The sequence below is a fragment of the Streptomyces coffeae genome (assembly GCF_016741875.1).
In the GTDB taxonomy this organism is placed as follows: Bacteria; Actinomycetota; Actinomycetes; order Streptomycetales; family Streptomycetaceae; genus Streptomyces; species Streptomyces coffeae.
The window spans coordinates 58,710-85,015 of record NZ_JAERRF010000020.1 but is presented as its reverse complement, the minus strand read 5'-3'; the positions used below and the strand labels follow the sequence as shown (position 1 = coordinate 85,015).

The 26,306-nt window shown below is 72.6% G+C and carries 6 protein-coding genes; all 6 read right to left on the bottom strand.

What is annotated here, in order from left to right; all coding sequences use genetic code 11:
- Positions 1 to 19: 19 nt before the first annotated feature.
- The 6 genes from JK363_RS28655 to JK363_RS28630 all read right to left on the bottom strand — a co-directional run bounded on the left by JK363_RS28655 (position 20) and on the right by JK363_RS28630 (position 26,011).
- The gene (locus JK363_RS28655; protein WP_201879210.1) at positions 20 to 18,010 is read right to left on the bottom strand and encodes a type I polyketide synthase; all 17,991 of its coding nucleotides are present in this window, start codon (positions 18,008 to 18,010) and stop codon (positions 20 to 22) included.
- Between the two features lie 66 nt (positions 18,011 to 18,076).
- The gene (locus tag JK363_RS28650) at positions 18,077 to 19,279 is read right to left on the bottom strand and encodes a 2-oxo acid dehydrogenase subunit E2 (RefSeq protein ID WP_201879208.1); all 1,203 of its coding nucleotides are present in this window, start codon (positions 19,277 to 19,279) and stop codon (positions 18,077 to 18,079) included.
- On the bottom strand, positions 19,272 to 20,288 hold the full coding sequence (locus tag JK363_RS28645; RefSeq protein WP_201879206.1) for an alpha-ketoacid dehydrogenase subunit beta: 1,017 nt from the start codon (positions 20,286 to 20,288) through the stop codon (positions 19,272 to 19,274). The genes JK363_RS28650 and JK363_RS28645 overlap by 8 nt, the downstream gene beginning before the upstream one ends.
- Positions 20,267 to 21,175, bottom strand: coding sequence for a thiamine pyrophosphate-dependent dehydrogenase E1 component subunit alpha (locus JK363_RS28640; protein ID WP_201879204.1), 909 nt, complete (start codon positions 21,173 to 21,175; stop codon positions 20,267 to 20,269). Before JK363_RS28640 ends, JK363_RS28645 begins: the two co-directional genes overlap by 22 nt.
- A 1,971-nt stretch (positions 21,176 to 23,146) precedes the next feature.
- Entirely contained in the window at positions 23,147 to 24,118 is a 972-nt protein-coding gene (locus JK363_RS28635) for a D-alanyl-D-alanine carboxypeptidase family protein (RefSeq protein WP_201879202.1), read from the bottom strand.
- Between the two features lie 528 nt (positions 24,119 to 24,646).
- Positions 24,647 to 26,011, bottom strand: coding sequence for an MFS transporter (locus JK363_RS28630; protein WP_201879200.1), 1,365 nt, complete (start codon positions 26,009 to 26,011; stop codon positions 24,647 to 24,649).
- Positions 26,012 to 26,306 lie beyond the last annotated feature (295 nt).

Here is a 26,306-nt window from a genome sequence, read left to right as displayed (position 1 = left end):
GTTCCTGCAGTTCGCGTGGTCATTCCGCTGTCACCCGGCCGTTCGCCGCCGCCCGCCCCCGCGGGTCCAGCAGCCGCAGCAGGTCGGCGACCTGCGCGTCGGACAGCGCGCCGACCATCTGCTCCAGTTCGGCGCCGTCCCCTGCCGCCGGTGCGGGCCCCTCGGGCGCGGCCTCCGTCACTGGTCGGGCCGTCCGCTCCTCCGGTGCCGGTGGCTCCTCGCGCACGGGATCCGGCGCGTCGGGCGCCGTCGCCGGCGCCACCCGGCTCAGCGCCTCCGGCCGCTGTGCGAGCAGCCAGCGGGCGAGCCGTCCGATGGTGATCTGCTCGAACAGCAGCGTCGCCGGGACCCCGCCCACGTGCTGCTCCAGGGCCTTGTTCAGCTGGAGCGCCACGAGGGAGTCGACGCCGTAGTTCTCGAAGGTCGCGTCCGGGTCGAGCAGGTCCGGAGCCATCTCCAGCACCCGCCCGAAGACCTGCCGTACGAACTCCTCGGCGGCGGCGTACCGATCCTCGGCCGACGCCTCGGCCGGTGCCGGTTCGGCGGCCCGGACGGGCGGCTCCGCGACGGGCGGCTCCGCGACGGGCGGCTCCGCGACGGGCGGTACCGCGTCGGCCTCCACGATCACCCCGTCGCTCTCGGCGACGATCAGGCTCTGGGCGACCTCGCCGTCCTGCGGCAGCCCGTGGGTGACGACACCCTGGAAACCGCAGTCGTGCAGGACGTCACGCCAGGACCGCTCGCCGAGCAACGGGGTGCCAGGGATGCGGTGCTCGGGGTCCTCGTACGCCCACCAGCCGTCCGTCAGGCCGAAGATGAGGGCCATCACGTGGTCGGCCCGCGTGCCCTCGTTGGCCAGCAGCAGTCCGTTCGGGCGCAGCAGCAGCTTGGCCTGGGCGAGGGTGCGGTGGATGCGCCGGGTGGCGTGGAAGACGTTCGTGCCGAACACGATGTCGTAGGAGTCCGGGGCGAATCCCTGCGCCCGGAGGTCGCCCTCGATGTCGAGCACGCGGAAGTCGGCGTACGGGTGGGCGTCTGCGAACAACTTCCGCCCATGCCGCACGAAGCCCGCGGAGATGTCCGTGTAGGTGTACTGGACCCGCCCGGCGAAGGGGGCGAGCGCCGCCAGGACCTCCCGGCTGGTGCTTCCGGTGCCCGCGCCGATCTCAAGGATCCGGACCGGCACGCCGCCCGTCCGCTCCTCGACGTACGCGCGCACCACGGCGGCCAGCCGGCTGTTGAGCCGGTCGGTGATCGGATCGCCCCGGTAGACGGCGGTCACCGCGTCCAGGGAACCGTCGGGGAACAGCACTTCCGTCGCAGCGGTCGTACCGGCGAGCACGCGGGTCAGCTCCCGTGTGCAGCGCAGCAGCAGGTCGGCCACGGCGGTGGTCCACGGGGTCTCGGCCGGCAGTGCCGCCCGTGCGGCCTCGGGTTCGGCGGCGGCCTGCCGCGCCTCGGGATCCTCCACCCCCGCCAGCGCGACCACCTCGTCGCCGTCCCGCCGTACGAGACCGCCCTGGGCGAGCATGTCCAGGAGTACCTCGAAGAGCCGGTCGTGGCCGGGGACGACGCGCAGCTCGCGGTGCAGCTGCGCCGCCGAGCGGCGTTCGCCGGTGTGGCGCAGCAGGCCCGCGCGCTGGAAGGCGCCCAGCAGGAGCAGCCGGCCCAGGCGCTCCAGGGCCCGCGAGGCGGTGCGCTGTCCGTCGATGTGCGCCCGGTCGGCCGAGTCGATCCGCAGCGGCGGCACGGCGTGGGCCGGAAGCTGCGCGGGGCGTACCCGGGCCCGTGTGTCCCAGTCGACGCCGAGCGCTTCCAGGATGGTCCCGGAGGCGCGGGTGGCGAGGAGTTGGGACAGCCCGGAGGCGAGGAAGCGGGTCACGGTCTCCATGCCCTCGGCGGCGCCGATCGGCCGGATGCCGGCCGCGACGAGCCGGCCCAGGGCCGCCTCCCGCTCCTGGTCGCCCCCCGAGTGCCAGTAGCCCCAGTTGAGGACGCGCACAGGGAAGGGCGCGGTGCGTGCCAGGTGATGGGCCAGCGCGTCGGCGACGGCGCAGCCCGCCGCGTACCCGGCCTGGCCGGAGTTGCCCGCGAAGGAGACACCGGAGGAGTACTGGAGCAGGAAGTCCAGCGGTTGGTCCCACACCGCCCGGGCCAGGTTCCAGCCCGCGTCGGCCTTGGCGGCGAGGACCTCGTGCAGGGCCGTCTCGTCGAGGTCGCGCACCGGCGTGGCGCCCAGCACCATCGCCGAGTTGATCGCGCCGTGCAGCGGCCCGAACCGCCGAGTGGCGCGGGCCACGGCGTCCTTCAGGGCCGCCGGGTCGGTCGCGTCGCAGGCGAGGTAGAGCGCCTCGCCGCCCGCCCGCTCGAGCTCGGCGAGCCGCGCCCGGTACTGCTCCCCGGGCTCGCTGCGGCCCATCAGGACCAGCTTGGCCCGGTGGGTGCGGGCCAGGTGCAGGGCGGTGTCGTAGCCGACCGTGCCCAGGCCGCCGAGGATGAGGTAGACGCCGTGGTCGCGGAAGCGGATGCCTGCCCCGGCCGGGGGCAGTTCGACGGGTTCCAGGCGCCGGGCACGGCGCACCCCGCCGCGCAGGGACACCGCCTGTGCCCGCACCGGGAACGGCTCGGCGATCACCCGGGCGACAGCGTCGGCGGCCTCTGCGCCCCGGACGTCGACGTAGGCGACCTTGAGCGCCGGGAACTCCTTGTCCAGCACCGAGCAGTAGCCCCACAGACCGGCCGCCCAGGGCCGGGACTCCTCGTCCGCGTCGAGCGGGAAGGCGTCCGTGGTGACCACCTTCAGCCGTACGCCGTCCAGTCGGCCGTGCGCCTGAAGGAGGGTCCGCACCAGGCGGTGCAGCGCGGCGACCTCCTCCCGCGCCCGGCGGGCCTCGCCGCCCGCGGGGACGTCGTCGGCGGCGCCGAGGAAGTAGATGAGGCCGGGCGCGGGGCCCTCGGCGTGCGCGCCCTCCGCCGGCCACAGGTGGCGGACCTCGTCGCCCCGGTCGCGGTGGGCCTGCCCGTAGGCCAGGGCCGGCGTGCGGGCCGACTCGGGCGCGGCGACCAGGACCGTCTCCCGGCGGCCGGCGGAGGACTCGCCGTCTGCGGCGGGGGCCGGTATCCAGTGGGGCCGGTAGCCGAACTGCTCGTATCCGCCGTCCTCCTGACGGACCGGCTCCCGCACCGGTCGGCAGGCGAGGTCGAGGAAGCGCACGCACACCCGGCCCGCCGCGTCCAGCAGCGTGACGTCGTAGCGGTGTCCGCCTCGCGCGCTCACGTGTGACCAGCCGTCCGCCGGGGCCGGGCGCAGCAGCTCCACCCGCTCGACGGCGAAGGGCAGCAGCACGCCGTCGTCGGGGGCGAGCAGGGCCCCGACCGTGTGCAGCGCGGCGTCCGCGACGCCGGGGTGCAGGGCGTGGCGGATGGCCCCGTCCCGGTGGTCGGTGGGCAGGGCCAGCCGCGCGAGCGCCTCGCCCGCGCCCGTCCACACCATGTCCACGGCGCGGAAGTACGGGCCGTAGCGCAGGCCGCGGTCGGCGAGTCGCCGGTACAGTTCGGTCCCGGCGACGGCGGTCCGGCAGCGTGTGCGGACGGCCTCGACGGACAGTGCGTCCGGGTCTGCGGTGAGCGTCTCGGCGTCCGCCAGGAGGCCCTGGGAGTGCAGGACCGCGCCGTCCTCGCCGCGGATCTCGAACCCGTCGCCCTCGGTGCGCAGGATGAGCCGAACGGGCCCGCCGTCCACCACGATGGGGGTCAGCCAGCGGACGTCCCGCAGCACGCGGGGGCGTTGGGCGGCGGGCGCCGCGGATAGGGCGAGGTCCAGGTGGGCGACTCCGGGCAGGATGCTGCGGCCTTGGACCACGTGATCGCGCAGCACCGGGTCGGCGGGGTCGAGGCTGTGGACGGCCGGTGCGGGGGCGGTGCCCGCACGGGGGTGTTCGACGGCAGCCGCCGTGCCGGGGGCGGTATCCGGCCGAGCGATCCAGTGCCGTTCCGGAGTGAAGGGATACGTCGGCAGGGAGATCCGGCGGGCCCGGTGCGGCCGGACCTGCTGGAGGACCTCCGGGTCCAGGGCGAGGCCCGAGGCCCACAGGCGGCCGAGGCGGTCCACGTCGCCGGACCGGGCGAGAGCCAACGCCAGATCCCGGCCCTCGCGGACCGAGGTGAGCAGGTCGCCGAGGGCTTCGTTCGTCCTCGTGCCGCCCCGTACCACCCGGTGGTCCGGCTCGCCGCGGGCGAACGCGTCGAGCGTCTCCACGGCCTCGTCCACGTCGTACACGGTCACCGCCAGCCGTTCGGCCATGGCCTGCCGGCCCGCGTGGAGGGTGTGCGCCACATCCGCGAGCGCCGGGGCCCGGCCCGCGTCGCGCTCGCGGCGCAGGAACGCGGCGAGCTGTGCCACGTGGGCCCGGAGCCGGTCCTCGGTGCGGGCGGACAGGGGCAGCAGCTCGGCGCGGGGCCGGTCCGGCGTGGGGGAGCGGTCCGGTGCGCCGAGGTACTCCTCGAGGATGACGTGGGCGTTGGTGCCGCCCACGCCGAAGGAGCTGACCGCGGCCCGGCGGGGTCCGCCGTCCTGCGGCCGGGCCCAGTCGGCGAGTTCGCGCTGCACCCGGAACGGGGAGCGCGCGAAGTCGATCACGGGGTTGAGGTGGTCGGCGTGCAGCGACGGGACGAACTGCCCGTGCCGTAGCTGGAGGATCGCCTTGGTGACGCCCGCGATGCCCGCCGCGCCCTCCAGATGGCCGATCGCGGACTTCGCGGAGCCCAGGGCGCAGAAGCCCACATCCTCGGTGTGGGTCCGGAACGCCCGTTCCAGGGCGGTGTGCTCGATGGGGTCGCCGAGTTCGGTGCCGGTGCCGTGGGCCTCGACGTAGCCGATGGTACGGGCGTCGAGGCCGGCCCGGGCCAGGGCCTCCTCGACCAGGGCCTGCTGGGCGCGCGGGTTGGGCACGGTCAGGCCGCTGGTGCGCCCACCCTGGTTGACCGCGCCGGCCTTGATGACGGCGTGGATGCTGTCGCCGTCGGCCTCGGCCTGCGACAGCCGCTTCAACAGGACCGCGCCGACGCCCTCGCCGGGCACGTAGCCGGTGCCCCCGGCGCCGAAGGAGCGGCACCGGCCGTCTTTGGCGAGCATGTTCATCCGGCTGAGGTGGACGTACTTGGCCGGGTGCGCGGAGATGTTCACCCCGCCCGCGACGGCGTACGCGCACGCGCCCCGGCGGATGCTCTCACAGGCCAGGTGGAGGGCGACCAGGGACGAGGAGCAGGCGGTGTCCACCACCATGCTCGGTCCCCGGAAGTCCCCGAAGTGGGACACGTGGTTGGCGATCGAGGAGCGGTTGGCCGGGACGGTGACGTGATGGCCGCGGAAGGACTCCTCGACGGCCAGCACCGCGTAGTCGCCCCACATCACCCCGACGAACACGCCGACGTCGCGGCCCTCGGCCGAGAAGCGCGGCCGGGGCAGGGCGTCCAGCGGGTACCCGGCGTCCTCCAGGGCCGCCCAGGCGGTCTCCAGGAAGAGCCGCTCCTGGGGGTCCATGGTCTTGGCCTGCATCGGGGAGATGCGGAAGAACAGCGAGTCGAAGGTGTCGACATCGTCCAGGAACCCGCCCCAGCGGCTGTAGCTGCGGCCCGGTGCGGCCGGGTCCGCGTCGAACAGGGCGTCGGCGTCCCAGCGGTCGGCGGGCACCTCGGTGACGCAGTCCCGGCCGCTGCGCAGGTTCTCCCAGAACTCGTCCAGGTCGCGGGCCTTGGGGTAGCGGCCGCTGATGCCGATGATCGCGATGTCCTCATCGGCTGGGTCCGGTACCGGGACGACGTGGGCGGTGACCGGCCGCGGCCGGGACACGGGGGAGGGGAGCGCCTGCCCCGGTGCCGTGTCCGGCGTGGGGGCGGGATCCGGCGCGGGTGCCACCTCTGGCTGCGGGCCGAACAGCCGGGTCACCGCGTCCGGGTGTTCCCGCAGCAGGAAGTCGGTGACCTCGCCAACCGTGCGGTACTCGAAGAAGAGTGTGCCGGGCAGCCCGGGGAAGTCCCGCCCGAGCAGGGTGTTGGCCTCCATGATCAGGACCGAGTCGAGACCGTATGAGTCCAGCGTGGCGCCGCTGTCGAGCCGGCCCATGGGGAGCTTGAGGATCTCGGCGAGCCGGGCCCGGACATGGTCGAGGAGCCGGCGGCGCAGCCGGGAGAGGCCGGCCATGGCCCCGGCCGGTTCCGCCGGTGCCACCGATCCCGCCGACACGGCGTGGGGTGCTTGTGCGATCGGTGCCGCGGTGGTGGGCACGACCCCCAGCGTCCGCTCGATCACCTCCCGGTCCCCACCGGCCGGTATCAGCAGCGGCGCCCCGTACTCCCAGGCCCGCTCGAACGCCTCGATCCCTTGCTCCGCGGTCACCGGCCGTATCCCGGTGCTGGCGCTGTACTGGCACACCTCGGCCTCGCCGAGCGCCGAGTCCACGCCACCGACGGTCCACAGCGGCCAGCCGAGGGACAGGGTGCGCCCGTGGCGCCGCCCCTCCCGTACCCACTGCTCGCGCCGGACCGCGTAGGCGTCCAGGAAGGAGTTGGCGACGGAGTAGCTGCCGGCGCCGAAGTCGCCGAGGATGCTGGAGATGGACGAGAACACCACGAACAGGTCGAGCCGCTCGTCCCGGGTGAGCTCGTCGAGGTTGACGGTGCCGTGGGTCTTGGCCGCCAGCACCCGCTCGAACCGCTCGCGGTCCGCCTCGGCGACCGGGGCCGAGTCGTACACGCCGGCCGCGTGGAACACCCCGTCCAGCCGTCCGAAGCGCTCCGTGCACCGGTCCAGCGCCCGCTGTACGTCCTCGCGCACCGCGACATCGCCCTGGACCGCGAGCACCTCGGCGCCGAGCGCCGTCAGTCGCTCCACCTCGGCCCGTGCCGCTCCGCTCAGCGGGGAGCGGGCCAGCAGCACCAGCCGGGCGCGGTGCCGCTCGGCCAGGTACCGGGCGAAGACCAGCCCGATCCCGCCGGTGCCGCCGGTGAGCAGATAGACCCCACGGTCCTTCAGCGGCACGGCGTCCGTACCGGCCCGCGCGGGCGTGGCGGAGCGCACCACGCGCACCAGCCGTCGGCCGTCCTCGTCGTAGCGCACCTGGGCGGTGCGGGCCGGTGTCGCGAACTCGTCGAGCAGCGTGCGCACCAGCCGTTCGGCCCCCGGCACGCCGCCGTCGTGGCGCACCGTGCGCAGCCATGAGCCGGGCATCGCCTCGGCGATGCGGCACAGCCCGGCTGTGGCCTCCCGCTCGGGACTCGGCTCACCGGTCGGCGCGCCGTGGCCGTAGACCACCCGGATGCCGCCCTCAAGGCCCCGAGCGGCCTGCAACAGGTGCAGCACCGGGAACAGGCCGGTGTTCAACGCCGTGTCCAGCCGGATGGGTTCGCGCCGGTCGTCGTCCAGGTCCCACAGGTGTACGACGTCCAGCCCGCCGTCACCGAGTTCGGCCAGCAGCCGCCGGTAGTGCCCGGCGTCGAGCGGGTCGATGGTGTACGCGTCCAGGCCGTCGGCGTGGAACCGGCCGCCCGCCTCGACCCGCACCACACGTGCCCACCGGCCGGAGCGGGCCAGCAGCCGGGCCGGTTCCGGGTCGTCCGCGAGCACCAGCAGCGCGCTGCCCGGGGCATGGGCGCGCGGCCCGTCGGCGGGCCGGGGCTCCCAGTCGTAGGCGTAGAACCGGGGCGCCTCGCCCGGCGCCGGTGCGTCGGCGGCGGGCAGCACCCGGCCCGCGAAGTCGCGGATCCGGACCAGTTCGGCGCCCTGCTCGTCGACGACAACGATGTCGAACCGCTGCACGGCGGCCGCACGGAGGCCGGAGCCGGCGGCCGGGACCGCGTGGGCGAAGCAGACCGGCGGCAGCGGCCGGAGGATGTCGATCCGTCCAAGGGAGAACGGCACGACCAGGTCGCCGGGCTCGGGCGCGGTGTGCCGGTTGAGCCAGTGAACGGCCCGCAGCAGGCCGTCCAGCAGGGCCGGATGCAGGGTGAAACCAGCGGACGGGCTCCCCTCGGGTAGCCGGACCTCCACCAGCACCTCGTCCGTGCCGGTGCGCACCTCGCGCAGCACGTCGAAGGACGGGCCGTAGCGGAAGCCCGCCCGTGTGTAGTCACGCCGGACCTCGGCGGCGGTGCGCGATACGGCACAGCGCTTGCGCAGCCCGGCGAGGTCGACGGCGCCCTGGGCCGGTGCGGAGGGCCCGGTGAGCGCGACGCCGCGGACGTGGGCGACGCGGTCGCCGCTGAACACCTCGAAGGCGACGGTGCCGGGCTCGGATCCGTCCGGGCGTAGGGCGACGTACACGTCGAGACTGTCGTCCACGACCTCGACCGGCCGTCCCCACACCACGTTCCGCAACCCGCCGGGCGCCTCGCCGGCCGCCTGCTCGACGGCCGCGCGGGCCATCTCCAGCAGCGCGGTCCCGGCCAGCGGGCGCCGACCGGCCACCTCGTGGTCGCGCAGCAGGGCGGACGTGCGGCGCAGGGTGGTGCGGAAGCGGGTCTCGGCCAGGGTGGACTCGTTGGCGTCCAGCAGCGGGTGCAGGACCGCCGTGCCGGCCGGTTCGTCGAGGCCGCCCAGCCAGTAGCGCTCACGGGCGAAGGGGTAGCCGGGCACCGGGATCCGACGCGGCGGGCGGCCGTCGGCGCGCACGGGCGCGGCGCCGATCGGGTCGGCCCCGGCCAGCCACTGACCGGCCGCGGCCTCGGCGCGGCCGGTCTTTGGCCCCGGCTCGGGCGCGGAGCCGTGCCACAGCCACGCCGGGGTGGGCGCGCCCTCGGCGAACGCGACCAGCGCGTCGGCCACGGCCGCACCGTCGGCGCTGACCACGGCCAGCCGCTCGGCCATGGGCTCGCGGCCGCACCGGAGGGTGTGGGCGACGTCCGCGAGATCCACGTGCGCGGTGCGCAGGAACCGGCCGACACGTCCGGCGTACTCGCGCAGCCGCTTCTCGTCCTGCGCCGACAGCACGTACAGCAGCGGTTCCGGGGTGCGCTGCCCGGCCGCCGGGACCGCCGGGGCCGGTTCGGCGTACGGCGCCTCGGCCAGCACCAGGTGCGCGTTGGAGCCGCCCGCGCCGAAGGAGCTCAGGGCGGCCCGGCGCGGGCCGGACGACCGAGGCCAGTCGGTGAGCTCCCGCTGCACGCGTAGCGGGGAGTGCGCGAAGTCGATGTTCGGGTTGAGTTCCGCGGAGTGCAGCGACGGCACGAGCCGCCCGTGCCGGAACTGGAGCAGCACCTTGGTCAGCCCCGCGACGCCCGCTGCCGCCTCCAGATGGCCGATGTTCGACTTCAGCGAGCCGATGGGGCAGTACCGCCCCTCTTCGAAGGACCCGAACGCCTTGCGCAGCCCGGTGATCTCGATCGGGTCGCCGAGCGCGGTGCCGGTGCCGTGGGCCTCGACATAGCCGATGTCGTGCGGGTCGGTGCCGGCCTGCTCCAGAGCGCGCTCGATGACCCGCTGCTGGGCGTTGGGGCTGGGCACCGTGTAGCCGTTGGTACGGCCGCCGTGGTTGACGGCGGCGCCGAGGATGACGCCGTGGACGTGGTCGCGGTCCGCGAGGGCCCGGCGTAGCGGCTTGAGCAGGACCGCGCCGACGCCCTCGCCGGGCACGTAGCCGGTGCCGCCCGCGCCGAAGGACCGGCAGCGGCCGTCGGTCGACACGAACCGGCCCTGGCTGAGGTAGACGTACTTGTGCGGATGGAGCGAGAGGTTCACCCCGCCCGCGATCGCGAGCTCGCTCTCGCCGTCGCGCAGGCTCCGGCAGGCCAGGTGGATCGCCGTGAGCGAGGAGGAGCACATGGTGTCGACCGCCAGGCTCGGCCCGGACAGGTTCAGCACGTACGACACCCGGTTGGCGATGGAGGCGTGCAGCGAGGCCGGGACCGGGCCCTCGCCGCGCAGGACGCGGTCGGCGCCGTAGAGCTGGTACTCGGCGTACATCGCGCCCACGAAGACCCCGACCGGGCTGCCCGCGAGGTCGGCGGGCCGGTACCCGGCGTCCTCGACGGCGTGCCACGCGGTCTCCAGGAACAGCCGCTCCTGCGGGTCCATCACTTCGGCCTCGCGCGGCGAGATGCCGAAGAACAGCGGGTCGAAGCGGTCGACGTCGTCGAGGAAGCCGCCCCACTTGGCGTAGGCACGGCCGGGGACCGGCGAGCCGTCCTGGAAGAAGCGGTCGTGGTCCCACCGGTCCCGCGGGATCTCGGTGACGCAGTCGCGGCCCTGCTCCAGGTTCCGCCAGAACTCGTCCAGGTCGGCGGCCTTGGGGTAGCGCCCGCTGAGGCCGATCACTGCGATGGCGTCGTCGGGGTGGGCTCCGGGGGCGGGGCTCCCGTCCACAAGGGCCTCGGCGGACGCGCGGGGGTAGGCGGCGTGCTCGTCCGCCGTGACATCGACGGGTGCTTCCGCCGTGCCGGGGGCCGGTTCGCCCCTGGTGGCGTCGGCCAGCTCCCGGAGCCGTCCCGCGTGCTGCTCGGCGAAGTAGCCGGCGAGGTCGGCGAGGGTCGTGTACTCGAAGAAGAGGGTCTTGGACGTTTCCCCGAAGGTCTTCTCCACCGCGCTGTTGAGCTTGACGATCAGGATGGAGTCGATGCCGTAGCGGTCCAGCGGGGTCTCGGGGTCGAGGATGGCCGGGTCGAGCCCGGTCTCGGTGGCAAGGATCGCGCGCAGCAGGTCCTCGGCCGTCCGCCGCAGGTCCGGCTCCGGCGCGGCGAGGGGGACCGGCCCCTCGGGACGCGGTGCGGGCCCGGCCGCAGGCGACAGGGCCGCCGCCACGGTCTCCGGTTCCCCGAGCGCGACCACCAGGGGCCCGCCACCCAGCCCGAGCGCGGTCTCGAACGCCGCGAGACCGACCGCCGTGGGCAACGCGGCGGAGCCGAGCCGCCGCTCCAGGACGGCCGTCGACTCCGCGTCGGCCCGCATACCGCCCTCCTGCCACAGCGGCCAGCCGATCGACACGGACACGCCGCTGCGCCGCCCCTCGGCCACGAGCTTCTGGCGCACGGCCATGCAGGCGTCCAGGAAGGCGTTGGCGTAGGCATAGTCGGCCTGGCCGACGTTGCCCAGCGGCGCGGCGACCGACGAGAAGGCAGCGAAGAAGTCCAGGGGGTGGCGCGCCGTCAGCCGGTCGAGGTGGACGGTTCCCTGGACCTTGGGGGCCAGGACGGCCCACAGGTCCCCCTGTTCCTTGGTCAGCAGGAACGAGTCCCGCAGCACCCCGGCGGAGTGGACGACGCCGTGCAGCGTGCCGTGCCCGGCCTCCACGGCCGCCAGGACGGTTCGCACGTCGTCCTCGCGGGAGACGTCCGCCCGCAGATGGCGGGCGGACCCGCCGGACGCCGCCAGGGCCGCGATCCGGGCGCGGGCGCGCGCGTCCGGCTCGAACCGGCCGACGAGGTAGAGATGGGCGCGCACGCGGGCGGCGAGGTGCTCGGCGACGAGCAGCCCCAGGCCGCCGGTTCCACCAGTGATCAGGTAGACGCCACCGTCGCGCAGTACCGGCCCGCCGACGGCCTCGGCGGCCGGGTCGACCGCCTGATAGCCGCGCGCCAGCCGGGCGCCTTCCTCGTAGCGGACCTCGGCCTCCCGGCCGCCTTCCGCGCCGAACTCCCGCAGCAGCGCGGGCAGCTGCGCGGCGAGGTCCTCCCGTGCGACGCCCGCCGCACGGTAGGCCAGTGTCGGGTTCTCCAGCCGCGCCGTGCGGGCGAACGCGGCGACCGCCTCGTGCGCGGGCACCGACTCAGGGTGGACGAACAGCAGCGGCGTCCGCTCCACGGGCCGGCGTGCCAGCAGCGCCTTGGTGAGGTGGAACAGCGAGCCGACGCCCAGGTCGAGGAGGTCGCCGCCGTACCCCTCGGACGGCTGCGCGGCGTGGGTCCAGGCGTGCAGGATGCGGCGGGGCGGCACGCCGTCGGCGGTCAGCGCGGCCAGCAGCTCGGCGAAGTCGCCCGGCCGCGCCGGATCCGCTTCGTAGGTGCGGCCGTCGACACGGCGGAAGCCGGAGCCCGGCCTCACCAGGATCACCGGGGTGTCGTGCTCGCCGACGTCCCGCAGCGCCCGGCCCAGCGCCTCCCGCGTCCCCTCGCCGTCGGCGAGCAGCAGCAACGGGCCGCTGCCGGTGCCGCCCGCGGCGAGCGGCGCGGGAGACCAGTGGCCGCGCAGGAAGACAGGGGCGTGCTCCGTGGTGGCCGGCACTCGGCGCAGGACGAGGTCGGACAGGTGCGCGACGATGGTGCCGTCCTCGCCCGCCAGGGTCACATCGAGCCGTACGACCTGGCCGCCCGCCCCGGCGGACCGGGTGACGTGCGCGGTGCACCGGCCGTCCAGGGCGCCGTACAGGTGGAGGGCGCCGAGCCGCAGCGGCAGATGGGCCGCGCCGCCGTCCGCGCCGGACGCGGCGAGCAGGCACACCGCCGCCTGGAGGGCGCCGTCGAGCAGTGCCGGATGCAGCACCGTGGTGCCCGGCCCGGCGAAGTCCGGCCCTGTCTCGGCCTGCGGCACGTCAAGGACGGCCAGCGCCTCCTCGCCCGCGCGGTGCGCGAACTCCCGCAGCGCGCGCAGGCCGGGCCCGTGCTGGACGCCCCGCTCGGCCAACAAGCCGTAGCAGGCGGCGGGTTCGACAGTGCTTTCGCAGCGGTGGCGCAGGGCGGCGAGGTCGAGCGGCCGGGGTCGGGGCAACGCGGTCTCGGCCAGGACGACCTCGCCGCATGCGTACGTCTCCTCGTCCGCGCCGTCCGATGCCGTCACGGTGTAGCGCAGGGCCGTGTCACCGTGCCGCTCCAGGCGGACGCCCACGGTGCGGGGGCCGGACGGGAAGGACAGCATCCGCTGGAAGTCGGCGTCGCGGATCGTCACGGTCTGCCGGCCACCGGAGACCGACTCGGCCGCAGCGCGGCCGAGTTCCAGATGCACCGCGGCGGGCAGGACGGGGGCGCCGCCGATGACGTGGTCCGTCAGATACGGCTCGACGCCGGTGAAGGCAGCCATCTGCGCGAAGGGGTCCGGGCGGTCCGGGTCGGGGAGCAGGCGGGGGAGGGCAGTGGCGTTGTCGCCGGGCGGCGCCTCGGCCGGGGCTTCACCCGCGGTGGACGCTGAAGGGCGGGCGGGTGCCTCCAGCCAGTACCGCCGTCCCTCGAACGGATACGTCGGCAGCGGCACACGATGCCGCCGCTGGCCGGCGTAGAAGCGTGCCCAGTCGACGTCCGCGCCCGCCAGCCATGCGTCCCGCACCGCGATCAGCGGGGATTCCGCCCGCGCGGCCAGCACCACCCGTCGGGAGTCCGCGCCGGCCTCGGCCAACGGCAGGACGGGTAGCCGGGGAGTGCCCCCCGACGGCGGCGTGATGCCCTCCGCGAGCGCGCCGAGCGCCTCCTCCAGCCGGAGCGCACCGGCCAGCACGGCGGCCACCAACTCCCCGTCGCCGTCGGCGAACAGGGCCTCGGGGTGCAGTCCCCAGTCCTGCCAGAGCCCGGCCAGCGCGTATGGGAAGGCGAACGCACGGCCGCCCGGACCGGCGGCGGCGCACGCCTCGTAGCGCTCGGCGAACCCGGGCTCCGCGGCGGCGACTTCGGCGGCGAGCCGACCCTCGGGATCGAGGTCACCGCCGGGGAAGGCGAACGCCACGGAGGGGGCGGTGTACCCGGCCTGTGCGGCGGGCAGCGGATCCTCCAGGAGGCGTACGGCGTCCGCGGTGTCCCGGCACAGCAGCGCCCGCCGGTGGTGGTGGCCGGCGCGACCGGTCGCGAGGGTGTGGGCGACGTCCGCGAGCGGCACCTCGGGGTGGCGTCGCAGGTGCGCGGCGAGCCGGGCGGTGACCTGGGCCAGGGCGGTCGGCGTCGCGGCCGACAGCAGCAGCAGTTGCTCGGGGCGGGACGGCCCGGACGGCGCCCGCACCGGCGGTTCCTCCAGCACCGTGTGGGCGTTGGTTCCCCCGATGCCGAAGGAGCTGACGCCGGCCCGGCGCGGCACCCCGTCCAGGAGCCAGGGTGCGAGTCCGGTGGCGACGCGGAACGGGGTGCTGTCGAAGTCGATCGCCGGGTTGGGAGTCTCGTAGTTGATGCTCGGCACGATCGTCCGGTGGCGCATCATCAGCGCCACCTTGATCACGCCGGCTGCGCCCGCGGCGGCGTCCAGATGGCCGATGTTCGGCTTCACTGAGCCGATGGCGCAGTAGCCCGTCCTGTCGGTGGTACGCCGGAACGCCTGGTCCAGCGCCGACACCTCGACCGGGTCGCCGAGCCTGGTGCCGGTGCCGTGGGCCTCCAGGTAGCTGATCGACCCGGCGTCGATGCCTGCCGCCTCCTGCGCGCGGGCGATGACGGCGGCCTGGCCGTCGCGAGCGGGCGCGGCGTAACTGACCTTCTCCGCACCGTCGTTGTTGGTGGCGGTGCCGAGGACCACCGCGTGGATGGTGTCGCCGTCGACCACCGCGTCGGACAGCCGCTTCAGCGCCAGGACGCCGACGCCGCTGCCGAAGACGGTGCCGCTCGCGGCGGCGTCGAAGACGCGGACGTGGCCGTCGGCCGAGAGGATCGAGCCTTCCTCGTACAGGTGGCCCTTGGTCTGGGGTGTGCGCACGGACACCCCTCCCGCCAGGGCGAGGTCGCAATCGCCCGCCCGCAGCGCCTGGCAGGCCAGGTGCAGGGCGACCAGCGAGGTGGAGCAGGCGGTCTGGACGGTGCAGCCGGGGCCTTTCAGGTTCAGCTTGTAGGCGACGCGGGTGGCCAGGTAGTCCTTGTCGTTCCCGACCAGGACGCGGAAGTAGTCGGACGTCGCGGTCCGGTCGGTGCCGGTCAGCACGTTGTCCTGGAGGTAGGTGTTGTTGGCGGACCCGCCGAAGACGCCGATCGCGCCGGGGTGGCGAGCGGGGTCGTACCCGGCGTGCTCCAGCGCCGTGTGGCAGGCGTGGAGGAACAGCCGCTGCTGCGGGTCGGTCACCTCCGCCTCGGCCGGGGTCATCCCGAAGAAGGCGGCGTCGAACAGCTCCGCCTCCGGCATCGCACCGAAAGCCTTCACATAGCGGGGGTCGCGGATGAGCTCCTGCGGCACCCCGGCGGCGGCCAGCTGCTCGTCGGTGAACTGGGAGATCGCCTCGCTGCCGGTGCTCAGCAGGTCCCAGTACGCGTCCAGATCCGCGGCGCCGGGCAGCTGGGCGGCCATTCCGACGATGGCGACAGTCTCGTTGCCGCCGCTTTCGGCGGTGGAACGTTCCGGCCGCGCGGGCCGTTCCTCGGAGGCGGCGCCGAGCAACTCGCCGGCGAGGAAACGCGCCAGCCCCTGCGGGGTGGGGTGGTCGAACACCAGGGTGCGGGCCAGCCGCAGCCCCGTCTCCTGCGCGAGCTTGCCGCGCAGCTCCACCGCCAGCAGCGAAGTGAAGCCCAGGGTGCCCAGGGAGGCGCTCGCCCAGTCCGGGGTCACCTCGTGGAGCGAGTCCACGCCCAGCAGCGCGGCCGTATGCGCGGCGACCAGTTCCAGGACCTCACGCTCGGCGGCGGACCGCGGAAGCCCGGCCAGACGGGCCCGGAGGCCGTCGCCGGGCTCGTCCGGGTCCGCAGGAGGTGCGGCGTCGCCCGGGTTCGCGGGAGCGGTGGGTTCGTGCGTCGCCATGATGGCGGGGGCGGCGTCGGGCGCCGCTGCACCGGCGGAGTCGGCCCGCGTCGGCGACGCGCCCGCGTCGGCCTGCCCGGCGTCCTCGAGTGCGTCCCTCCGCGCCGCCCTTGCCTGCGTGTCGGCCCGCCCGACCGGCCCGGCCGCCGGACGACTGCCGTCGAATACCGCCGTCCAGTCCACCGGCAGGCCGCGTACGTAGAGCTCGGCCACGGCCGACAGCAGCGCGCCCCGGCCGTCCTGGCCGCGCCGCAGCGTGCCCACGACGATGCTCTCCGTCTCGGCCCCGGCGGCCTCCAGGACACCGGAGACGCCCATGGTCAGGGCCGGATGGGGGCTCACTTCGACGAAGGCTCGGTAGCCGTCGTCCACCATGGCCCCAACCGTGCGGGCGAATTCGACGGTGTGGCGCAGATTGCCGTACCAGTAGGCGTTGTTCAGTTCCGTGCCGGTCAGCGGCTCGCCCGTCATCGAGGAGCGCATGGGCAGCCGGACGGGGCGGGGCGTGATCGGAGCGAGATCGCGCAGCATGCGGTCCCGGACGGCTTCGAGGTGCGCGGAGTGGGCGGCCAGGTCCACGTTGACGGTACGGGCCCGTACGCCGTCGGCGGTGAGCTCCGCAACCAGGCGGGCCACGTCGTCGCGATCGCCGGACACGACGGCCCACTCCACGCCGTTGACCGAGGCCAGCCCGACCCGGCCGCCGTAGTCGGCCAGCCGCTCGCGCACGGCGTCCAGCGGGAGCTCGACGGAAGCCATGGCGCCGGTGCCGGACAGGGCCGCCTGGGCCTTGCTCATGCACGCGCACACCACGGCCGCGTCCGCCAGCGACAGGGCGCCGCTGACGTAGGCGGCGACCATCTCGCCGAGGCTGTGCCCGAGGACCGCCGCCGGACGCACTCCCCACGAGTCCAGCAGGGCGTGCAGCGCCGCCGAGACGGTGAACAGCACCGGCTGCACCACATCCGTCCGCTCCAGGGGGGCCGCACCCGGCCGGTCGCGCAGCACGTCGGTGAGCGACCAGCCGAGATGCGGTGCGAACGCCTCTGCACACCGGTCCGCCTCCGCACGGAAGGCCGGGGAGGACTCCATCAGATCGGCGGCCATGCCCCGCCACTGGGCGCCCTGGCCCGGGAAGACGAAGACGAGTCGGCTGTCGGTCACGGACGCCGCGCCACGGACCACGCCGGGGGCCGGCCGGCCCGCCGCGAGCGCGGTGAGGCCCCGCAGGAGATCCGCACGGTCCCCACCGACCACCACGGCCCGATGCCCCGCCGGAGCGACGTCGGCGGCCTCGGCCGCCAACGACCGGGCGATGTCCGGAGCCGAACGTCCGGGCTGCGCCTCGACGGCGGCTTTCACCTCGGCCGCCCGCTGCCGCAACGCACCCGCGGAGCCGGCCGCCAAGGCCCAGGGGACGGTGGGGAGTTCGCCCGTGTCACCCTCGCGCGGCTCCGCCGCGGGCTCCCGGTGAGCCTCGGTCCTGCTGTCCCCGCCTCCCTCACGTACCTCGGCCGCACGGTCCTGGTCGGCCTCGGTCTCGTTGTGCCGGGGAGGCTCGGCCGCGTCGTTCCGGCGTGTCTCGTCCGACTGTCCGGGGAGCCTGACACGCCGGCGGTCCTGGCCCTCGTACACGCTCTGCCAGTCGATGTCGGCACCGGCCAGCCAGGCACGCCGGAGGGTGTGGAGCGGGCCCTCCGCGCCCGGTGTCAGGATGACGGCGTCGGTCCGCGTGCCGAACGGCTCGACCGGGAAGCGCGGCGTGCGGCGGCGACGCGGGGCGGTGGGCTCCTGCTGGCCCGGCGAGGCGGAGCCGAGCAGGGCGATCGCGTCGGCCAGGCTCAGCGTGCCGCCGAGGCAGGCGGCGACGGCCTGCCCGACGCCTGCCGCGTGCAGGGCGTCCGGCTGAAGGCCCCAGTGCTGCCAGAGCCGGGCCGTCGCGTACGCGTAGGCGAAGACGGCGCCGGCGTCGCCGTGCTTGAGGGCGCCGGCGCGGCGGCAGGCCCGGTGGTAGCGGGCGAACCGTGGGTCGGTGGTGATGGCGTCGGTCGCGAGCCGGGCGGCGTCCGGGATGACGGCGGGGAGCGCGAAGACGAGCGGGCGGCGGGTGCCGTCGCCGTCGGACGAGGCGTCCGCGAGCTGCCGGGCTGCCTTCTCCGGGTTGGTGCACAGCACGGCACGCCGGTGGGCACGGGCCCTGCGGCTGATGGCGAGGGTGTAGGCCGCGTCAGCCAGTTCACCGGACGGGAGCCGCCTCAGGCGTCGGGCGAGGTCGGTGGTCGCGGCGTCGAGTCCCCGTGCGGTGTCGGCGGATACCACGACGAGGGCCGCCTCGGTCCCGGTCGCGGTCAGCGGGTCCCGGTCGCGCTGTGAGTCGAGCGTGGACATCAATCCTCTTCCTGGCTTGGCCTTCAGGTCCCCGGCGGGCGTACGGCGCGCCCTGCACCGCGCCTGTCAGCCGGCGTCGCTGGGCGTGGCGGTCAGTCCTTCAGGCTGTTCGAGGCGCTGCCGCAGGGCGTGGAGGAAACGCACGGAGTCCCGGCCGTTGATCACCCGGTGGTCGTAGGCGAGGCCGAGCGCGGCCACCCGCCGCACCCGCACTCCGCCGCTCTCGTCGGCCACCAGTTCGTCACGGGTGTCGGCGAGCGACGCCGCGCAGGTGTGGCCGGGGAAGACGAGGGGCGTCGCCACGACCACCTCGGCATCGTTGTTCAGCGCGAGCAGCGCGGTACCGCCGGAGAGGTCGGAGCCGCGGAAGCCGTCGCGGATCGCCTTGATGCGGAACTCCATCATCACGTCGGCGATGTCGGCGACCGTCAGCCGCTCGGCATCGCGGACGACCGGGGTGAACAGCCCCTTGCCGACGTCGATGGTCACCGCGATGTGCGCGGAGTCGGCCGGCCGCACGGTGCCGGGGTGCGCCGGGGCGGCGAAGAACAGGGGGAAGTCGGTGCGTAGCCGGGCCATGGCGGCGATGACGTACTCGGGGGCGCCGGCCATGGCGCCGAGCCGAGCCGCGCTCGCCTCGACGGGTCCCATGTCGACGTGCACGACGGTGAACGCGGCGGGGACGGTGCGCTGCGACTCGCTGACGACGGTCCATACGGCGCGCTGGTTCGGGCTCAGCTCGTGCAGGCCGGGTTCGGGGTCGGGGGCGGGTTCGCGATGGGAGGGCGTGGCGGCATCTCTCACCGCGCTCGCCCCGCGTGTCCCGGCCAGCCTCTCGATGTCGGCCCGCTTGACGACCTTCGTGTCCAGCTCCGCCAACGCCGCCTCGTCCAGGCCAAGTCGGTCCATCAGCGCACGGGCGGGGGCGGTCACGAGCACGGACACCTTCCCGGCATCCGTCGCCGTGCCGGGGATCGCCGTGCTCTCCGCCGTTGCTGCGCGCGCCACGGCAGGCTCGGCGGGAGCGCTCTCGGAAGCGGCGGGGAGCAGTCGGCCGATCAGTTCGCCGCACGCGCACTCGGTACCGGCGGGCACGAGGCGCTCGAGCACGCCGGCGCTCGGTGCGATCAGGTCCTCGGTGGCCTTGGACGTCTCCAGTACAGCGACGGCCGCGTCGGCGGGCACCTCGTCGCCGTCGTCGAAGAGCCACTCGAGGAGGAGGTAGGAACTGTCATTGTTGTTCAGCTTGGGTATGGCGATCTCAGCCAACGAACATCTCCTGCACCGCGTGGTAGATGGTGTCGCTCTGCACCAGGACGTCGCGTTCGAGATGGGCGGCGCTGGGGATGACGCTGTCCGCCGAGTGCACCAGCCGCACCGGCGCCGCGAGTTTGCCCCACAGCCGACTGTGCACGGCCTGCGCGATCTCGCTGCCCCAGGTTCCGCCGGCCGTGCTCTCCTCGATGACGCAGACCCGGCCCGCGGCCGCCAGCATGGGCAACAGAGGGTCGGGGTCGAAGGGATAGAGCCGGGAGGGGACGACGAGTTGGCAGGTGATTTCCTGGTCCAGCAGCAGCCCGCGCATGGCGGCGAGCGCGCGGTCGACGAGCCCGCCCGGCGCGATCAGGACGACGTCGGCGTCGTCCGGGTCCCCGATGTGCACCCGCGCGAACTCGCGGTCGGGATCGGCGTAGTCGAACCGGAAGAGGTCGTCGACCACACCGTCCCGGTACATGCGCCGGGTGTACAGCACCTTGTCCTCGAAGAGCACACAGGGTTCCGCGCTGCGGAACATACGCTCCAGAACCGCGTCGTTCTCATGGAACGGGGACAGTTCGTACAAAGACAGGCCTGGGATACCCACGAAGTGCTTCTGGGGGCTCTGGCTGTGGGTCGGGCCATAGCCGCGGTTGCCTCCGGTGGGGCACCGGACCACAAGGCGCAGGGGCACTCGGCGGCCGTACATGGAAACCGACTTGCTGGCGAAGTTCAGGATCTGGTCGAAGGCCAGCGCGATGAAGTCGCCGAACATGATTTCCACGATGGCCTTGTCGCCGGTGAGCGCGAGTCCGGCGGCCACGCCCACGATGCCGCCTTCGCTGAGCGGGGTGGCGAGTACCCGGTCGCCGTAGCGCTCGGAGAGCCCGCGGGTGACTTTGAAGGCGCCCCCATAAGGGTCCTTGATGTCCTCGCCGAGGAGGTAAACGCTCCCGTCCCGCTCGAAGAGGCCGTGCAGGGCGTGGTTGAGGTTCTCCACTACGCGTTCGGTGACAGGCATCGCTCATCCCAGGTGGACAGTGGCCGGGACGCCACTTCGTGCACGATCTGCTCGACCAGTTCACGCTGGCGCTTGTCGCAGGCCCCGAATCGGTCGGGGATGGCGGCCGCGTACCGGCGGTACCAGTCGCGGGCGGCGGCCCGCTCCACTTCTTCGGCGGGTCGCGTGTCGTCGCCTTTGCTGTGCGGCCCCACACGCGAGGTCAGGAACTCGACCACGAGGGGTTCACCGGCCTCGCGAACTCGGGCGATGGACGGGCCCAGTACGGTCCTGATCTCATCGAGGTCCTGGAACCGTACGAGGTGGTGGCGCACTCCGAAGGCCGCGGCGCGGTCGGCGATGCTGCCCGCCAACTGCGTCGTGGTCGGGGTGGATTGGGCGATGCCGTTGTTCTCCACCAGGACCAGCAGCGGCACCTGCCACAACGCGGCCATGTTGAGTGCCTCGTAGACCGAGCCCTCCCCCCAGGTCCCGTCGCCCACGAACACGGCCGCGAGCCCGGTCGAGCCCGTGCGTTTGAGGTGCAGCGCGGCGCCGACGGCGACCGGCATGCTCTCGCCCTGGACACCCGTGGACAGGTAGCGGTCCCGCAGGATGTGCTGGCTGCCGCCGACGCCGTGGCAGACCGCGCCCTCGCGGCCCATGATTTCGGCTAGCAGCCCGTGCGGTTCTCCGAACCGCGCCAAGTAGTGCCCGTGGCCGCGGTGGTTACTGAAGACGTAGTCCTCTTCGGCCAGCAGCGTGCGCAGGGCCACGGGGATGTACTCCTGGCCGAGGCAGGTGTGGGTGGTGCCGTTCAGTTGGCCGGCTTCGAAGAGTTCCAGTAACGCGCGCTCGAAGTGACGTATCAGCAGCAAGAGTTCAAGGTCTGCATTGTCTAACTTCATGAGTTTTCCTCTCACAGCCGCGACGGACCGGACGGGCCGTGCGATTGGCTCAGGTGTGCGGGCGAGCACCGCGGCGAGGGGACGTGGTGACGCTCCTGATCCATCAATTCTGTGTTAACACGGTGTGAACAAGAAAAGACGGACGAGAAAAAGCCGGATAATGGTGGGGGAGGCTGGGGGTTCCATCGGGGTTGGGGGGAACGTTTTGAATCGCGTGGGGGGTCCGCCGGGGCCTCGGCCGGCGGGAAGTCAATGCGGGGGGCCCTTCCTCCGGAAGGGGACCACGACCCTTCCATAAGTTTTGCAGGCTGATTGGATCACGGCAAGAGTCAACTGGCTCTCGAGGATGTGCATAGGAACACACTGCGCCACGGAACCGGCCAGTTGGCTGTCCGTCGCATTGCCCGCGAGCTGGTGTCACGGGCGCGGGTCGGTCCTGGGTTCCTGTTTCGGCGCACTCTTCTCCTTAGCCTCGAATCTTCGTGACGGCCCGCCAAAGAACCGACGGACCGTCACGAAAGTTCGAGGTCAGTGATCGGTGCGAAGCGGTGAGGGCTGTGCGGCACTTACTCACGCAGTAGCTGTACCCGCAGATGACGGGGCCACTTTGAGTTCTTGGGCGGCCGGCTTATCGGTTTTCCGCAGGCCGACGAGCCGTCAGGAGCCTGCCTCAGCACGTGCCGGACTTACTGCGGCGGGCCCACCTCCTCGATGGCGGAAGTGGTCGTGGTGCCGCAGAGTCTACGGCTCCGGCGCGCCGCTGTTCACGCCGCTGTCCCGGATTCCGGGACAGGCGACGCGCCTCCGAGGGTTCAGCGATCTTCCACTCCGAACGGAGTTGTCAGTACACGAGTCGCGACTTTGCCTTGCTGGCGCTCCACCCCAGCCGAGCCGCTACGCCGCCCAGCCATAGGGAGATTCCTGAGTGGAAGTCAGAAGATATTGACTACCTCTATCGCACCGCCTCTTGCGCCTACCGCCTGCATGGTTATATCGAAGAGATAGAGATCTCCGGCGGCGGGAGTCAGGGTCACTGTGTCCCCAGGCCGCAGCCGGGAGAGTCCTCCAGTGTTTCGTTGCCCCTGACGAGGACCGCTGATGACGCTGACGTGTACATCGGATCCTCCAACGTTTCTCACCGTGATAGCCGTCGTTTCCGGGCATCTCCCGAAGGTTCCTTTGGGGCAGGTGTACCGCATGTCTCCTAGTCCCGCACGTCCGCACGAGACGTCATATTCTGGTCCAAGCTTCGTCGCGCATGTCTGTCCAACAGCGATCGAGCGATAGGCGTCGGCTGGAGGGCCGTAATCCGAATTCAGCTCCACCTCCGCCATAAGGAAGAGCAATGTTCCCGCAAGAGCCGCGGCCAGAGCCAGATATCCTCCTACTCTCTTAACCCGCGAACTGATCCGGCCGTTGGGATTCAAGATCTCCCCCTTGGGCATTCCACGGCGCATACCACTCAACTGCGAGCGACATGACGGATGAACGATTCCTCGACTGATGTGGCAGGCACCGCAGGATCGATGCTTCAGCATGGTGGTTGGGCCGTCGAGCAACATCCGTCATGCGACCGAGATACCTGGGAGTCAGTGCTTCGACCCGGACCTGGGCATCAGCCTCCAGCGCTTCCGGCAAGCTCACGACCGACGCCATCCGGGCACTCCAAGGGATGTCCTTCGCCACGGTCGCGGCCGGCACAAACATCGGACTCGCTCACCCGGGTGGACGGTTGGCAAAGTCTTTGTCCGGCGTGACGTCGGCCTTCACTTCCCGTTGTGGTCATGAAAGGCCGACGTTGCCTCTGGGGAGGGTGTCGGTGTCACTGCACACCAAGAAGGTCGCGGAGTTCCCGAGGAGACGGTCAGGGTGGCGTGGGCCGGTGGCCTCGGTGTACCGAACGCTCCCAAGTCGGCGGGGAGAGCGGCCCGCGGTCACGCCCCTGGCCAGGCTGCCCTGTCATATCCCGGCTCAGCCGAAGTATGCCTTCTCGTTCACGTGGAACATGTAGTCGCGCCAGTTCGCCTTGATGTATGTGAACCGCGTCGGGTCATAGCTCCACAGCTTGTCCAGCGAGTCGGCGATCAGGTCCTGGTTCGCACCGACGAAGTCCAGGACTGCCTGGGAGGCCGGCGCGTACGACCAGTGCCAGCGCTCCTCGCTGATCGCGGGCTTGGTCTTTGTCGACTCCGCCGTGTAGGTCTGGAGGAAGCCGTGGTGGGCCGCGTTCGCACGCAGCCACCTGTAGCTGGCGGCCTGCGGGCCGTCGTCCGTCCAGTCCTGGGGATTCGTGCCGAAGAAGTCCGCGTCTGAGCCCAGATGATGGCGCGAGACACCCGGCGCCGTCGACGTGCGGAGTATCTCGATCTGGCGTTCCTCGGAGGTCAGGGATGTCCACACCTCACGGTGGGAGTCGTTGTCCGGGTCCCACTGCTCGGCCGAGCCCAGCTGGGCGGCGTACTTGGCCCTCACCTCGTCAGTGACGATGCCGAAGGTTCCGGCGCCCCCCGAATCGGTGCGCAGGAACTCGTACTTGCGGTCCCATATCGTGCGCTGCGTCGCCGCGGTGCGCACCCAGGAGACGAGCACCGCGTCGCGGGCGGTGCCCGTGCCTGCCGCCGCGGCGTCGGCCAAGCCGTTGACCTGGGTGTCCAGCTCCATATTGATGGAGTCGGGCGCGGACCCCGCGCCGGTGATCCAGGCCGCGACGGCCGTCGGGTCTGCGGCGTTCAGGATTCTCGCGATGGCCCGCTTGCGGCTGTTGATGTCCCGCTGCGAGCGGAACGTCCGCGGCGCTGTGGCCGGGTCCGTGGCCAAGGCCGCCCGGCCGATCCCGGCCGCGCCGACCGCGGCCGCCCCGGCCGTGACCAGTCCGAGGAACCGGCGTCGTCTGGGCAGCGTGCGGCGGTGGCCGGGGACTGACCTGTTGCGCGTGTCGTGCATGGTTCTCCCTCTCAGTACCGGCTCCTTACACCGGTGCGGGAACGAGGCTCTCCGAAGCATGTCGCGACTGATACTGCTAAAACCCATAGGAAATAGCGCGAATTGCGCGCCTTGGGTGAACGACGGGTGCACGCCACCATGTTCTGGTACGAGGCCGCACCTCGGGGTCACATGCAACCCAGAGGACGCGCTGCGGATGGCCCACGGCCGCGGCAGCCTGGAACCTGGCTGCATCACGCACAGCGACCGCGGAAGCGAATACACCTCAGCTCAATTCCGTGCTGAGGTAGGATGGTTGGGGCTTCGCACCGCTTCTACGACTGGGCCGCCATCGACCTGCCCAAACCCCGCCCGGGCAGCCATCAGCGGTGATCCGCCGCAACCGCAGTACCGGTGAACTCGCCTACTACCGCTGCTGGTCGACGACCCCGCAGTCCGGAAAGGGTCTGGCCATACTGGCTACCCACCTGAAGAACGCCGTGCAGTCGTGCCTGGCTCCGCGTGTGCGGCGCCAGGCACGAGAGCTGCCTATGGCGCAGGCGCTGAAGCGACGGTCCCAGACGTCGACGCAGAGCGCGCGCCGATCCGGCCGAGACCATATGCGCCCAGGCCGGAGACTGCCATCAGCACGACGAGGTAGATCGACACGCCCCACGTGCCGGCCGGCGATGCGACCAGCAGCGTCGCAACGAGGGGCGCCAGCGCACCGCCGGCTATCGAGCCAAGCTGGTAACCAATCGACGCACCGCTGTAGCGCATCTCGACCGGGAAGCTCTCTGCGGCCATCGCCGCCGATGGTCCGCTCAGCGGCGTGAGGACCAGCCGTCCCAACACCACTGCGAGCGCGACCAGTACCGTCGCTCCCGTGGCGAGGACAGGCACGAAGAACAGACCGACCAACACGGACGCAGCCGATCCCCAGATGATCACATGGGATCGGCCGCGCCGGTCGGAAGCTGCCGAGAAATACAGCACCGCCGGGAGCTCGATGACCGCCGCAGCCAGTACCACGACGAGCATGAACGTCGAGCTCAGGCCCAGCCGGGTCGTGCCGTAGCTGACCGAGTACACCGCCGCAATGTAGCCCATCGCCGTCAGCCCGGAGAACATCGCGGTGATCAGCAAGACCTGACGCCAGTACGTGCGCAGAACAGCGACGATCGGCAGACGCAGGGTTCGCGCGGTGTTCCGGCGCGCAGCGAACTCGGGGCTCTCCTCCACCTGGGATCGGATATAGAGGCCGACCAGCACCAGAACCCCGCTGAACAGGAACGGGATCCGCCAGCCCCATGCAGCGAACTGCTCCCGCGTGGTCGTCAGCGAAAGGGTCAGGAACACGAGGTTCGACGTGATCAGGCCCACGGACAACCCCACCTGAGTGAAGCTGCCGTAGAAGCCGCGCTTGCCCTCAGGCGAGTGTTCCACGGAGATGAGCACCGCCCCGCCCCATTCACCGCCGACCGCGACTCCTTGGACGAGGCGCAGCAGGATGAGGAGAATCGGTGCGAGGGCACCCGCCGTGGCGTAGGTGGGCAGCATTCCGATCAAGGTCGTGCTGACGCCCATCATGAGCAGGCTAGCCACGAGCATCTTCTTGCGACCGACGCGGTCGCCGAGGTGACCCACGACGATACCGCCGAGAGGGCGGGCCGCGAACCCGACTGCGAAGGTCGCGAACGCCGCCAGAGCCCCGGCCGAGGGGGCCGAGCTTGGGAAGAACTGCGGGGCGAAGACCAGGACCACGGCAAGGCCGTAGATGAAGAAGTCGTACCACTCGATGGCGGTTCCGACGAGACTCGCGTACGCGACTCTGCGCAACTTGCGGATCTCAGCCTCCGGATCGGCTGTGGTCTCGTCCTCGCTGCTGTTCAGGGGAAGGGATGACGGTGACATGACGTCACTCCTCTATGTGAGGTGATCTCCGAGCTCGTGGCTCCATGGCCAGGAGGGAGAAAGAAAGGAAGAGGGATGCAACAGGCATCGCCGGGGCTCAACGAAGCGAGCCATCGAGCCCCTCAAGAGGGCGTCAAGGTATGCCTACACAAGGCATGCGTCAACGGTCCTGACATACGCGGCTGCCCTCGACCAGGGCCTGGAACGGCTTGACGCCCCGCCGCTGCCGAGTCCGGGTCAAGGCCGAACTGGTGGGAAGGCGCTGCATGCACAGGCCCGGCAGATGCCGCAGTTC

Coding starts and splice junctions, on each gene's coding strand:
- JK363_RS28655 (WP_201879210.1), bottom strand. CDS start 18,010: ATGTCCACGCTCGACTCACAGCGCGACCGGGACCCGCTGACCGCGACC.
- JK363_RS28645 (WP_201879206.1), bottom strand. CDS start 20,288: ATGCCTGTCACCGAACGCGTAGTGGAGAACCTCAACCACGCCCTGCAC.
- JK363_RS28640 (WP_201879204.1), bottom strand. CDS start 21,175: ATGAAGTTAGACAATGCAGACCTTGAACTCTTGCTGCTGATACGTCAC.
- JK363_RS28635 (WP_201879202.1), bottom strand. CDS start 24,118: ATGCACGACACGCGCAACAGGTCAGTCCCCGGCCACCGCCGCACGCTG.
- JK363_RS28630 (WP_201879200.1), bottom strand. CDS start 26,011: ATGTCACCGTCATCCCTTCCCCTGAACAGCAGCGAGGACGAGACCACA.